We start from the raw sequence: 12,416 nt of genomic DNA on the forward strand, positions 1-12,416 counted from the left end.
AACAACTATGCCCGGCGTCCCGATGTTCCCGGTCACGGCCACCGGTTGTCCCCTAAGTTGGTGACGTGGCACTTCCGAACCTGACCCGCGACCAGGCCGCCGAGCGCGCCGCACTGGTGACCGTCGACAACTACCGCATCGATCTTGACCTCACCGACGGTGCCGGCGCACCGGGCGAGCGCACCTTCCGGTCGGTGACCACGGTGACGTTCAGCGCCCTGCCCGGCGCCAACACCGTCATCGACATCGCCGCCGACACCCTCCGCAGCGCGACCCTCAACGGGCTGCCCATCGACGTGTCCGCGTACGACGAATCAACGGGCGTGCAGCTGGCCGGGCTGGCCGAGCAGAACGTCGTCGTCGTCGACGCGGACTGCCGCTACTCCAACACCGGCGAGGGGCTGCACCGCTTCGTCGACCCCGTCGACGGCGAGGTCTACCTCTACTCACAGTTCGAAACCGCTGACGCCAAGCGGATGTTCGCCTGCTTCGACCAGCCGGACCTCAAGGCCACCTTCGACGTGGCGGTGACCGCACCTGCACATTGGCAGGTGATCTCGAACGGCGCCGGAAGCTCGGCCGAAGGCGGCAAGCACACCTTCGCCACCACCCCGAAGATGAGCACCTACCTGGCCGCCTTGATCGCCGGGCCCTATGCCCGGTGGGACGACGTCTACAGCGACGAGCACGGCGACATTCCGCTGGGCATCTTCTGCCGCGCGTCGCTGGCCGAGTACATGGATGCCGAGCGGCTGTTCACCGAGACCAAGCAGGGATTCTCCTTCTACCACAACAACTTCGGCACGCCGTACGCGTTCGGCAAGTACGACCAGCTGTTCGTGCCGGAGTTCAACGCCGGCGCCATGGAGAACGCGGGCGCGGTGACGTTCCTGGAGGACTACGTCTTCCGGTCGAAGGTCACGCGCTACTCGTACGAGCGCCGCGCGGAGACCGTGCTGCACGAGATGGCCCACATGTGGTTCGGCGACCTGGTCACCATGCGGTGGTGGGATGACCTGTGGCTCAACGAGTCCTTCGCCACGTTCGCCTCGGTGCTGTGCCAGGCGGAGGCCACCGAGTACAAGCAGGCCTGGACCACCTTCGCGAACGTGGAGAAGTCCTGGGCCTACCGGCAGGACCAGTTGCCGTCCACCCACCCGGTGGCCGCCGACATCCCCGACCTGGCGGCAGTGGAGGTGAACTTCGACGGCATCACCTACGCCAAGGGCGCCAGTGTGCTCAAGCAGCTGGTGGCCTATGTCGGGCTGGAGCCGTTCCTGTCGGGTCTGCGCGACTACTTCCGCGACCACGCCTACGACAACGCCACGTTCGCCGATCTGCTTGGTGCACTGGAGAAGTCGTCGGGCCGGGACCTGTCGGACTGGGGCCAGCAGTGGCTCAAGACCACGGGCCTGAACACGCTGCGGGCCGACTTCGACGTCGACGGCGCCGGCGCGTTCACCCGGTTCGCCATCACCCAGAGCGGTGCGGCACCCGGCGCCGGTGAGACCCGCGTGCACCGGCTGGCCGTCGGACTGTACGACGACGACGGCTCCGGCAAGCTGGTCCGGGTGCACCGCGAGGAACTCGACGTCGAGGGCCCCGTGACGGATGTCCCTGCCCTGGTGGGGCTTTCGCGCAGCAAGCTGATCCTGGTCAACGACGACGATCTGACGTACTGCTCGATGCGGCTCGATCCCGCGTCGCTGCAGACGGTGCTGAGCCGGATCGCCGACATCGAGGACCCGCTCCCCCGCACCCTGGCCTGGTCGGCGGCGTGGGAGATGACGCGCGAGGCCGAGATGAAGGCCCGCGAGTTCGTCGCGCTGGTCATGAGTGGCCTGCACGCCGAGACCGAGGTGGGCGTCGCCCAGCGGCTGGTGCTGCAGGCACAGACCGCCCTGACCTCCTACGCCGATCCCGTATGGGCGGCCGAAATCGGTTGGGCCGCTTTCGGTGACGCGTTGCTGGACCTGGCGCGCGACTCGTCGCCGGGATCGGACCACCAGCTGGCGTACATCAATGCGCTGTGCACGTCGGTGCTGGCGCCGAATCACATCGCGGTGCTGTCGACACTGCTGGACAACGAGCCTGCTGCGGTGAACATGACGGGCCTGGTGATCGACACCGATCTGCGCTGGCGCATCGTCACCGCGCTGGCCCGTGCGGGCGTCATCGACGCGGACGGCGTGGCGACGCCGTTCATCGACACCGAAGCCCAGCAGGATCCGACGGCGGCCGGTCAGCGCAATGCCGCGGCCGCGACCGCCGCCCGCCCGCAGGCGGCGGTGAAAGAGGCTGCGTGGCAACAGGTCATCGAGGACGACACGCTGGCGAACATCACCACGCGCGCCATCGTCGGCGGCCTGGTCCAGCCCGGGCAGGCCGAACTGCTGGCGCCGTTCCGGGACCTGTACTTCGCGGCGATCTCCGGGGTGTGGGAGCGGCGCTCGAGCGAGGTGGCCCAGACCGTCGTCATCGGCCTGTACCCGGCGTGGGACATCAGTCAGGCCGGTCTCGACGCCGCCGACCGGTTCCTCTCCGACCCGGAGCTGCCGCCGGCCCTGCGCCGCCTGGTCGTGGAAGGCCGTGCGGGAGTCGAGCGTTCGCTGCGCGCGCGGGCCTTCGACATCAGCTGACGCGACTGCGGGGCCGCACCTGGCCGACAGGCTAGGTGCGGCCCTGCAGGATGCCTTCGATGTTGCGCTCCGCGAGCGCGGTGATGGTCATGTACGGGTTGCAACCGAGGTGCCCGGGCATCAGCGAGGCGTCGTTGACGAACAGGTTTCGGTGGCCGTTCACCCGCCCGAAGGCGTCGGTGGCCTTGCCCCGCACACAGCCGCCCAGTGGGTGGACGGTGTTGGGCGCGAACACTTTTCCGCTGAACAGGTCATTGCGGTAGTCGACACGGTTGGCCCGCATGATCTTGTCGAACACCTGCCTGGCCCTGGCCTCGTTGTTCGCGGCGAAGGCGTCGGTCCACTGGATGGTCGCGGTGTCGGACTGGCGGTCGTAGGTGATGTCGGCCCGGTCGCCGGTGTCGACCATGACGTAGTAGCCGAGCAGGTACGTCTCGACCGGTAGCGGCATGGAGAACATGCTGGCGTACACCGGGTTGTCCGGGTCGTCGCGGCCATCGATGTTGATCATGCCCATCAGGGATTGCGTGGTGCCAGCCGGATCGCTCTTGGCCAGGTTGTGTCCGACCATCAGGTCACCGTTGTTGCCGTAGCCCTTGCCGACCTGATCGTTCAACCGGGCCAGGTCACCGGTCTCCCGCGCCTTCAGCAGCAGCTTGGTGGTGCCGAGCACGCCGGCCGCGAGATACAGCTGGTCACAACCGAATTCGGTCTTGGACAGCTCTTTGCCCCAGCGGTCGATTTCACGGGTGGACACCACGAACTCACCCGAACGCTCCTGGCGGATCGAGGTGACCTCGGTCAGCGGGCGCAGCGTGACATGGCCCGTCTTGAGCGCTTCGGCAACGTAGGTCTGGTCGACGCTGCCGAACCGGCCGTAGTTGCTGCCGAACTGCTGCTCGAATGCCAGCGAGGACTGCGGTACCTGTCCGGCCGCCTCCTTGACCAGATAGTCGAAGGAGTAGGAGCTGCCGTTGTAGTCGACCTTGTAGCCGGCCGCCGCCGCGTACTTGCGGCCGACGCGGGCGTATTGGAAGCACGGGGTCTGCTCGAACCAGGGCATGTCGCGGTAGCTGATCTTCAGCGCGGACTTGGCGCGTTCGACATAGGTGCGCAGGAACTCGTCGCCGCCGATGTCAGGGAACGCCTTGGCGACCTGGCGCGGCGTCGGGATGGCAGCGATACCCGCATTGATCATCGAGCCGCCACCGACCGCCAGACCCCGGAAGACGTCGTGGGCGCCGTGCGTCACCTTCTGGCAGATGCCGGCCTGGATCGGCTGGGGCGACGGCGCGTGCTCCGCCACCTGCTCCACCGTGAAGCCGCCGAAGGAGGTGACCAGACTCGGCGGCACCTTCGTGAACCAACCGGCGCGGGTGTCGGCCGGCAGCATCTTGGAGAACCGCTTGCCGTCGTCGTCGGGCTTGTCCCACAGCCGGCCCTGTTCGATCACCAACGTCTCGACGCCGGCCTGTCCCAGCCGCAGCGCCGAGACGCCGCCGCCGTAGCCGCTGCCGATCACGATGGCCGAGAAGTGCTTCCGGGATTCGGTGCGGTCACGCGATCTTTCGACAAGGACGCCCACACCGGCCGCACCCGCGACACCCACCACCGCCGCACCGCCGAGAAACTGGCGCCGGCTGATCGGGCTCATCGGTTGCCTGCCTCGACAGGACATGCGTCGGCGGCACGGGCCGCGCCGCAGCGCGGGATGTGTCGATGCCGGCCCTGCATCACTGCCAAGATCGTCCTTCCGCCTAACGTCCAGCTAACCCGAAGCCGGCAACCTCCGACGTTCCGAATAACGGATTCATCACAAAAATTACACGATGCCGCGGGGTTTCCGCCGCTCCGCGAGATCCGGCCGCCAACGCGTCGACCAACCCGCGCGACGCCCGGTATGTCGTAGGTCACCCATATCCGTCTATGGCACCCTACCTGCAAGTTTATTGCCGAATACGCCGGGCGGACGACCGGTGTCCCACGGCCGGGACAGCAGCCGGCCAATTCGCCGGAATGCCCCCGCACCCTGACCCCGCAGACAATTTGCTGGATAACGCTAAGAAAACGGACAAGAACTGGCTCTGGCTACCGTGGTGTATTTGCGCAAACGGCCGAATGCGGGTACGAATACGGGGTGTTGTCGGCATTGCGCGCGGGCCAGGAGGCGTCGCAGCCTCACGCGCCCGCTGAGCCCGACGCACCCGAAGCGCCGAAGTCGAAATGGCGCGATCCCAAGCGCTACCTGTGGCTGCTGGGCCCCATCACTCCCGGAATGGTGGGCCTGTCCTGGCTGCTGGTGTGGCTCACGGGCATCGACGCCTTCTGGTGGGCCGGCTCGCTCCTGACCTTCGGCTTGGTCCCGCTGCTGGACCACATCGTGGGCCCCGAGGCCGAGACGACTCCCGGAGACCTGCGCCGTCTGGAAGACGACCCCTTCTACCGGATCGCCACCCACCTGTTCCTGCCGGCGCAGTACCTGTCGCTGATCTTCGCGTGCTGGTTGTGGGCCGGCGGCGGCTGGGTGACCATGTCGCTCGTCGACAAGCTGGGCCTCATGGCCGCGGTCGGGACGGTCGGCGGCATCGCGATCAACGCCGCCCACGAACTCGGCCACAAGCGCGGCATGTCCGAGCGCCGGCTCAGCAAGATCGCTCTGGCCCAGACCTGCTACGGCCACTTCTTCGTGGAGCACAACCGCGGCCACCACGTGCGGGTGGCCACTCCGGAGGATCCCGCCAGCTCACGGCTCGGCGAGAGCCTGTACGCCTTCATCGGTCGGTCGGTCGTGGGCAGCCTGCGGTCGGCGTGGCAGCTGGAGTCCGACCGCCTCGCCCGCATCCGTAAATCCAAGTGGTCGCTGCACAACGAGGTCCTCAACGCCTGGCTGATGACCGTCGTCCTGTTCGCCATCCTGGTGGCCTGGTTCGGCGTCACCGTCCTGCCCTGGCTGTTCGGTCAGGCCGTCATCGGCATCTTCCTGCTGGAGACCGTCAACTACCTGGAGCACTACGGCCTGCGGCGGCAGCAGCTGCCGAACGGCCGCTACGAGCGCGTGCGCGCCAGTCACAGCTGGAACAGCAACACCGTGATCGCCAACGTGTTCCTGTTCCACCTGCAGCGGCACTCCGATCACCACGCCAACCCGATGCGTCGGTACCAGGCGCTGTGCCATGCCGATGAGGCTCCGCAGCTGCCGGGCGGTTACGGCACCATGCTGCTGCTGGCCATCTGCCCGCCGTTGTGGCGTCGGGTGATGGACCCGCGCGTGCTGGCGCACTACGACGGCGACATCAGCCTCACCGCGCTGCAGCCGGGATACGAAGCCCGCCTGCGCAAGCGCTACCCCGCCGCGCGCTGAGCTAGGTACCTCGGCCGTCGTCAACATCGCCGGGCGCTTGCGTGGTGCCCAGGATTCAGGGTCAGCGGCACGACGGCTCAAAAACGCGTTGACCCTGCACTCCGTGCGTGGGTCACTTGAACAGATGCGCCCTCAGTACAGGCTCAACGAGAGGGCGCGAGCCCGTCCTCGTCAGGGCAGGCCCCAGATAGCACTCTGCCGGGTGCGAACCATTGGTTCGCACCCGGCAGAGTGAAGAGAAATCAGGCGGGCGAGACGCCGGCGCTCAGCACGCGGACCGCGCTGATCAAGCCGTCCATCAGGTTGCCCTGCTTGAACGACGCGGCCGCCGCGGACACTCCCAGCGGAGCGGCCTCTTCGATACCACGACCGCGGACCTCGGAGCCGTAGACGACCTCGATGGCCTTCTGGTTCGGCGAAACGGCCAGCAGCACCGCGTTGTTCGGCGTCGGCACGGTGGCCAGCACCTCACGTGCGGTGGCGGCGGTGTCCGTACCCAGGTCGCCGATGTAGACGGCGAACCGGGCGCCGGCAGCGCGCGAACCGTACTTCAGGGCGTCGTCGAGGAACACCAGGTCCTTGACCGGGAACGGGTAGTGCACCGACAGCTCACCGGGTTCGGTGACGCCGGAGATGCGGCCGCTGTACGTGACGGCGTAGCCGTACGGCAGGTTGGCCGGATCGATGTTTGCGACCTCGGTCTGGCTACCACTTGCCACTTGCGCCACCTCCCACAGTCAGGTGCGAGTCATGGCCACCGTGGCCGTGATCCGCCGGTTCCTCGGCCGCCCACAGGATCGGCGCGTGGGTCCACTTGTCGGTCATCTTGTAGGTGTCCGGATGCGGACTCTTGCGCAACAAGAACAGCGCGCCAAGCACCAGCAGCAGCGCCAACGGCACCCCACCGAGCAGCGAATGAGTAAGTGCAATGCTCACGCGCAAACCGTATCAGTACGCAACCAGCTCACGCTGAGGACAGGGGCATTCCGCCGCCGGATTTCAGGCGGCGCCTTCGCCGAGGTACCGCACCCAGGCCGGATCGAGCTCTTTGACCGCCGACAGCAGCCGCCAGTGCTGCCCTTTGGGCGGCAGCGGTGCCGCATGCAGCGTCCAGCCGAGTTCGCTCAGCAGCCGGTCGGCCTTGCGGTGATTACACGGACCACAGGCCGCGACGCAGTTCTCCCAGGAGTGTTCGCCGCCGCGGCTGCGTGGCACGACGTGGTCGACGGTGTCGGCCTTGCCGCCGCAGTACGCGCAGCGAAATCGGTCCCGGTGCATCAGCGCGGCCCTGGTCATGGGAATGCGGGCCCGATATGGGACCCGCACATAGCTTCGCAGCCGGATTACCGATGGAACGGCGACCGCGCGGGTCGCCGAATGTATGACAGGACCGGTCGGATCGTCGTGCACCACGTCGGCTTTGCCGCACAGCACCATGATCACGGCGCGACGCATGGGCAGGGCGGTCAACGGTTCGTAGGTCGAGTTCAGCAGCAGGACGCGGCGGCGGCCCCAGAGCGAGCCGACTGATCCTTCTGGGGGACTCGACTCGACTGCGTGCAGGGGTGATGACAGTGCTGTGCCAGGCACAGGCAAACCCACCGCGGCGCCGTGAAGTCTGTGGCCGCGGACCTTTCTCCGTTGCGACATACGTCCTCCGTGCTGACAGTCCACCACGGATCGGCAGAGATCGCACGAGAATTCCGGCGTGTTAGCTGGACGATCCGATGAACTTCGGGTGACCAGTCCCGTGCGAAACGCACCGGGGCACCCTGGTGGACAATGGCCAACGTGACAGAGGCGCAACGGTCGTTCTACGACGAAGTCGGTGGAGCTCAGACCTTCCAACTCCTGGTGTCGCGGTTCTACCAACTGGTCCGCGACGACGAGATTCTGCGCCCGCTATATCCAGAGGATGACCTCGACGGCGCCGAACACCGGCTGCGGATGTTCCTCGAGCAGTACTGGGGTGGTCCCCGCACCTACTCGACCGAACGCGGGCACCCGCGACTGCGGATGCGGCACGCCCCGTTCCGGATCGGTTTCCTCGAGCGCGACGCCTGGCTGCGGTGCATGCACTCCGCGCTCGCCTCGATCGACGCCGACACCATCGATGCCGTGCACCGGCAGGCACTGCTCGACTACTTCGACATGGCCGCCCAGCACATGGTCAATTCGGCGTTCTGATGACAGCGCCGCGGTGGTGGTCACGCGCGGTCTTCTATCAGCTCTACCCGCGATCTTTCGCCGACAGCGACGGTGACGGCGTCGGCGATCTCGATGGCGTGACGGCACACCTGGACTACCTGCGGTCGCTCGGCGTCGACGCGCTGTGGCTCAACCCGGTGATGGTCTCCCCCATGGTCGATCACGGGTACGACGTGGCTGATCCCCGCGACGTCGACCCGCTGTTCGGCGGGATGGCGGCGCTCGATCGGTTGATCGCCGCCGCGCGGGCCGTGGACATCAAGGTCACGATGGACCTGGTCCCGAACCACACCAGCTCCGCGCATCCGTGGTTCCGGGCGGCGCTGGCCGCGGGTCCGGGCAGTCCGGAGCGGTCCCGCTACCTCTTCCGGGACGGCCGCGGGCGCAGCGGCGATCTGCCACCCAACAATTGGACATCGGTGTTCGGCGGCCCGGCGTGGACCCGGGTTTCTGCGGCCGACGGCCGACCCGGCCAGTGGTATCTGCACCTGTTCGACGCCGCGCAGCCGGACCTGAATTGGGACAACCCGGAGATCGCCGCGGATCTGGAACGGACGCTGCGGTTCTGGCTGGACCGCGGCGTCGCCGGCTTCCGGATCGACGTCGCGCACGGGATGGCGAAACCGGCCGACCTGCCGGACATGGCCGATCCCGACGGGATCATGCTGGCCACCCGAGTGGACGATCCACGCTTCAACAACGACGGCGTGCACGCCATTCACCGCGACATCCGGACGGTGCTCGACGACTATCCCGACGCGGCCACCGTAGGCGAGGTCTGGGTGTTCGACAACGCCGATTTCGCCAAGTACCTACGCCCTGACGAGCTGCACCTCGGTTTCAATTTCCGTTTGGTACGAGCCGATTTCACCGCGTACGCCGTCCGTGAGGCGATCGAGAATTCCCTGGCCGCCGCCGAGCTGGCAGAGTCACCACCCACCTGGACGCTGTCCAACCACGACGTCGAACGCGAAGTGAGCCGTTACGGCGATGGCGCCCAAGGGCTTTCCCGGGCCCGGGCGATGGCGCTGGTGATGTTGGCGTTGCCCGGCGCGGTATTCGTCTACAACGGCGAGGAACTCGGACTGCCCAACGTCGACCTGCCCGACGACGTCCTGCAAGACCCGGTCTGGGAGCGGTCCGGCTACGCCGAGCGGGGCCGCGACGGCTGCCGGGTGCCGCTGCCCTGGTCCGGCGACGCGGTGCCGTACGGGTTCTCTTCGACCGCGGACACCTGGTTGCCGATGCCCGCCGACTGGGGGCCGTTGACGGTTGATGCGCAGTCCGCGGACCCGGATTCGACGTTGTCGTTGTTCCGTATGGCAATCGAATTACGCCGGGGCCGAACAGCTTTGGGACGTTCGGTGCGGTGGCTGCCGACCGCACCGGACCTGTTGGCATTCCAGTGCGAGGACGGCCTGGTGTGCCTGCTGAACGCCGGCAGCACTGCGGTCGATGTGCCCCACGGCGAGGTGCTGCTCGCCAGCGGGCCACTGCCGGATGGACAAATGCCACCCGACACGGCCCTCTGGCTGAACTACGATTAGCCCATGCCCGTGGATGCCACCCGTGTTGCGGTGCGACTGGCCGCGCCGACCGGCGATGCGCGGGCAGACCGCTGGCGTGCGCATCGCGCGACAGTGCGGGAGGAGCTGATCGAGGCGACCCTGCGGGCGATCGAGGAGTTCGGGCCGGACCTGTCGATCGACGACGTGGTGAAAACCGCCGGCGTCCCACGACCGAAGCTGTATCGCTTCTTCACCGACAAAGAGACATTGTTCGCCGCTGTCGGTGACCGCATGCAGGAACTGATCGTGCAGCGCGTCATTCCGTGCTTCCACGTCACCGCCACGGCACTCGAACTCGTGCGTTCGGCGCTCGCGGGCTACATCGACCTCGTGGACGAGCGGCCAAACCTATTCCGGTTCGTCGTCGGATCGCATTTCAGCGACGATCACTCCCGGACCAAGCTGCTCCAGAACGGCCGCAATCTGTCCAGCGCCATGACCGAAGTTCTTGCGGCAATGCTGCGTATGCACAACGGCGACGCCGACCACCTGGAATACACCGCCGACGCGATTCTCGGCGCCGTCGCCCTCGGCGTACTGCGGTGGCTCAATGAGCCGACGATCAGCAAAGACGAACTCATCACCCAGCTGACGCCCGTGATCTGGGGCGCGGTGTCCGCGGCGGCCGCCGCGCGCGGCGTCGTCATCCAGCCCGACGAGCAGATGGCGCTGTTCGGCACCACGGACTGAGCCGCAGGACCGCCGGGGCACCCCGCGGCGAAAAACTCAGAAAACCTCGTTATCCAAAACCCTTGCGCCGGGGCGCGCGCCGTCGTAACGTCCGAACTACTAGAACTCGCGGTACTAGTTACTGAATGTTCGAGGAAAGGTGGTGGCATGACCGCAGCGAGTCAGCAACACGAGGTGTCGACGCCGGGGCGGATAGCGCGGGCACGCTATCCACGGACGAGACGAATACGCTTCCGCTTCAACGAGGAAGGCGGCCAGAAGTACTTCGTCGCCGGCGACATGGTGTTCAGCCATTTCGTCGCCGGCCTCTCGGGTGCCTTCCCACCCGGCGAAGAAGGCTTCATCCGGTCGGTCCGCCGATTTGCCGACCGCATCACCGATGCCGATCTCAAGAAGCGGGTCGCCGGCTTCATCGGCCAGGAGTCCATGCATGGCCAGGAGCACCGGCATCTCAATCAGAAACTGATCGAGATGGGCTATCCCATCGCGTGGTGGGATTCAAAAAAGCTGAGGGACAGGCGAATACGGATCGAGGACCGGTTGCCTGCGCAGGTGCATCTGGCGGTGACCGCCGCCGCGGAGCACTACACCGCGGTGCTCGCCGAGCGGGTGTTGTCGAGCGACGAACTGCAATCGATCCCGGCCGAACCCGAGGTGTGGCACCTGCTGAATTGGCATGCGCTGGAAGAACTCGAGCACAAGTCGGTCGCATTCGATGTGTACCGCGCCGTCGGCGGCACCGAGCGCACCCGCATCGCGGTGATGGTGGCAGTGTGCAGCCTGCTCCTACCGGTGACCTTGGTCTCGCTCGCCGTCTCGATCGGGTCCGACCCCGTCGCACGGCGCCGACCGGATCGCCTGGCACGCGAAGCATATGAGCTGTTCACCGGCCCGATCTTCAAGGGTCTGTTGCCCGATCTGGCCGTATATCTGCGTCCTGGATTCCATCCGGACGATGTCGACACAACCGCGCTGGCCCTGCAGTGGCACGACGCGCTGTTCGGCGCCGACGGCGTCCTCGTCGATCACCTGAAATAGCCGAAACCACGAAGGGAACCGATCATGACTGCTCAGCCGATCACCCCGAACGGGGTCACGTACCCAACCGTTCGCCGGATGCGGTTCCGGTTCGGCGAACCCGAGCCCCTGAAGCGCCATTTCGTCGAGGGCGACATCGTGTTCAGCCACCTGGTGGCGGTGCTGTCGGGCTTGTTTCCGCCCGGCGAGGAGTCGTTCATCCGGTCGGTCCGCCGATTCTCCGACGAGATCACCGACCCGGTGCTCAAGAAGCGCGTCGCGGGATTCATCGGCCAGGAATCCGTGCACGGGCAGGAACATCGCAAGCTCAACGGTCAGCTCGCGGACATGGGTTATCCGCTGGTGCGCTTCTTGTTGTTCGCACCGACCAGCGTCCGGCAGAAGACGATGGTTCGCATCGAGAACATGATCCCGGCGAAGGTCCATCTGGCCATGACGGCCGCCGCGGAGCACTACACCGCGGTGCTCGGCGCACGGGTGCTGTCCAACGAGGAACTCCAGGAAATCCCCGGCGATCCTGAGGTCTGGCACCTGCTGAACTGGCACGCCATGGAGGAGTTGGAACACAAATCCGTCGCCTTCGATGTCTACCGGGCAGTTGGGGGTTCGGAGCGGATTCGCACCACGGTCATGTGGTTCATGTACTACCTCACCATCCCGTTGGTCACCGCCGCGGTGATGTTCTCGATCCTGTTGGATCCGACGGCGTGGCGGCCCATCAAGGTGCTCCGCCAGACCTACGGGGTGTTCCGTGGTCCTCTTCTGCGGGGAATACTCGCAGAAATTCACGAGTATCTCCGGCCCGGCTTTCATCCGGACGATGTGCTGACCGACGACCTCCTCGAACGCTGGCAGCGCGAATTGTTCGGCGCTGACGGCGAACTCGCCGACTACGTGCGATAGCCGAGGACC

11 protein-coding genes are annotated in these 12,416 nt (G+C 66.6%); 7 read left to right on the plus strand and 4 right to left on the minus strand.

Annotation, left to right across the window (positions count from 1 at the left end):
- Nucleotides 1–65: 65 nt before the first annotated feature.
- Nucleotides 66–2,639, plus strand: a complete 2,574-nt coding sequence (gene pepN / locus ACNO8X_RS23290) for an aminopeptidase N (protein WP_418002910.1) — start codon at nucleotides 66–68, stop codon at nucleotides 2,637–2,639.
- A gap of 31 nt (nucleotides 2,640–2,670) precedes the next feature.
- Here the strand turns inward: pepN and ACNO8X_RS23295 are convergent, their stop codons facing one another.
- Complete coding sequence (locus ACNO8X_RS23295; RefSeq protein WP_418002911.1) at nucleotides 2,671–4,293, minus strand: GMC oxidoreductase; 1,623 nt, start codon at nucleotides 4,291–4,293, stop codon at nucleotides 2,671–2,673.
- 483 nt (nucleotides 4,294–4,776) lie between these two features.
- Between ACNO8X_RS23295 and ACNO8X_RS23300 the strand changes: the two genes are divergently transcribed.
- Entirely contained in the window at nucleotides 4,777–6,000 is a 1,224-nt protein-coding gene (locus ACNO8X_RS23300) for an alkane 1-monooxygenase (protein WP_418002912.1), read from the plus strand.
- Nucleotides 6,001–6,242: 242 nt separating this feature from the next.
- On the opposite strand, the gene ACNO8X_RS23305 is transcribed toward ACNO8X_RS23300, so the two are convergent.
- The 3 genes from ACNO8X_RS23305 to ACNO8X_RS23315 form a co-directional block, all read right to left on the minus strand.
- Nucleotides 6,243–6,719: a DUF5130 domain-containing protein gene (locus ACNO8X_RS23305; protein WP_418002913.1), complete on the minus strand. Its 477-nt coding sequence runs from the start codon at nucleotides 6,717–6,719 to the stop codon at nucleotides 6,243–6,245.
- Complete coding sequence (locus ACNO8X_RS23310; protein WP_029105398.1) at nucleotides 6,706–6,936, minus strand: hypothetical protein; 231 nt, start codon at nucleotides 6,934–6,936, stop codon at nucleotides 6,706–6,708. The genes ACNO8X_RS23305 and ACNO8X_RS23310 overlap by 14 nt, the downstream gene beginning before the upstream one ends.
- Before the next feature lie 63 nt (nucleotides 6,937–6,999).
- Nucleotides 7,000–7,650: an HNH endonuclease gene (locus tag ACNO8X_RS23315; RefSeq protein WP_418002914.1), complete on the minus strand. Its 651-nt coding sequence runs from the start codon at nucleotides 7,648–7,650 to the stop codon at nucleotides 7,000–7,002.
- A 132-nt stretch (nucleotides 7,651–7,782) separates the two neighbouring features.
- Between ACNO8X_RS23315 and ACNO8X_RS23320 the strand changes: the two genes are divergently transcribed.
- The 5 genes from ACNO8X_RS23320 to ACNO8X_RS23340 all read left to right on the plus strand — a co-directional run bounded on the left by ACNO8X_RS23320 (nucleotide 7,783) and on the right by ACNO8X_RS23340 (nucleotide 12,407).
- The gene (locus ACNO8X_RS23320) at nucleotides 7,783–8,187 is read left to right on the plus strand and encodes a globin (RefSeq protein ID WP_418002915.1); all 405 of its coding nucleotides are present in this window, start codon (nucleotides 7,783–7,785) and stop codon (nucleotides 8,185–8,187) included.
- Nucleotides 8,187–9,755 carry a glycoside hydrolase family 13 protein gene (locus tag ACNO8X_RS23325; RefSeq protein WP_418002916.1) on the plus strand — a complete coding sequence of 523 codons (1,569 nt, stop codon included), beginning with the start codon at nucleotides 8,187–8,189 and terminating at the stop codon, nucleotides 9,753–9,755. Before ACNO8X_RS23320 ends, ACNO8X_RS23325 begins: the two co-directional genes overlap by 1 nt.
- 3 nt (nucleotides 9,756–9,758) lie before the next feature.
- Entirely contained in the window at nucleotides 9,759–10,466 is a 708-nt protein-coding gene (locus ACNO8X_RS23330; protein ID WP_418002917.1) for a TetR/AcrR family transcriptional regulator, read from the plus strand.
- Nucleotides 10,467–10,613: 147 nt separating this feature from the next.
- Nucleotides 10,614–11,504, plus strand: coding sequence for a metal-dependent hydrolase (locus ACNO8X_RS23335; protein ID WP_418002918.1), 891 nt, complete (start codon nucleotides 10,614–10,616; stop codon nucleotides 11,502–11,504).
- Between the two features lie 24 nt (nucleotides 11,505–11,528).
- Complete coding sequence (locus tag ACNO8X_RS23340) at nucleotides 11,529–12,407, plus strand: metal-dependent hydrolase (protein ID WP_418002919.1); 879 nt, start codon at nucleotides 11,529–11,531, stop codon at nucleotides 12,405–12,407.
- The last annotated feature ends 9 nt before the right edge of the window (nucleotides 12,408–12,416 follow it).

This window comes from Mycobacterium sp. PDNC021 (assembly GCF_048282635.1).
Lineage (GTDB): Bacteria > Actinomycetota > Actinomycetes > Mycobacteriales > Mycobacteriaceae > Mycobacterium > Mycobacterium llatzerense.

Bases quoted from the DNA above. Each gene is read 5' to 3' on its own strand.
- ACNO8X_RS23340 (WP_418002919.1), top strand. From the start codon at position 11,529: ATGACTGCTCAGCCGATCACCCCGAACGGGGTCACGTACCCAACCGTT.
- ACNO8X_RS23320 (WP_418002915.1), top strand. From the start codon at position 7,783: ATGGCCAACGTGACAGAGGCGCAACGGTCGTTCTACGACGAAGTCGGT.
- ACNO8X_RS23295 (WP_418002911.1), bottom strand. From the start codon at position 4,293: ATGAGCCCGATCAGCCGGCGCCAGTTTCTCGGCGGTGCGGCGGTGGTG.
- ACNO8X_RS23335 (WP_418002918.1), top strand. From the start codon at position 10,614: ATGACCGCAGCGAGTCAGCAACACGAGGTGTCGACGCCGGGGCGGATA.
- ACNO8X_RS23330 (WP_418002917.1), top strand. From the start codon at position 9,759: ATGCCCGTGGATGCCACCCGTGTTGCGGTGCGACTGGCCGCGCCGACC.
- ACNO8X_RS23325 (WP_418002916.1), top strand. From the start codon at position 8,187: ATGACAGCGCCGCGGTGGTGGTCACGCGCGGTCTTCTATCAGCTCTAC.
- ACNO8X_RS23315 (WP_418002914.1), bottom strand. From the start codon at position 7,650: ATGTCGCAACGGAGAAAGGTCCGCGGCCACAGACTTCACGGCGCCGCG.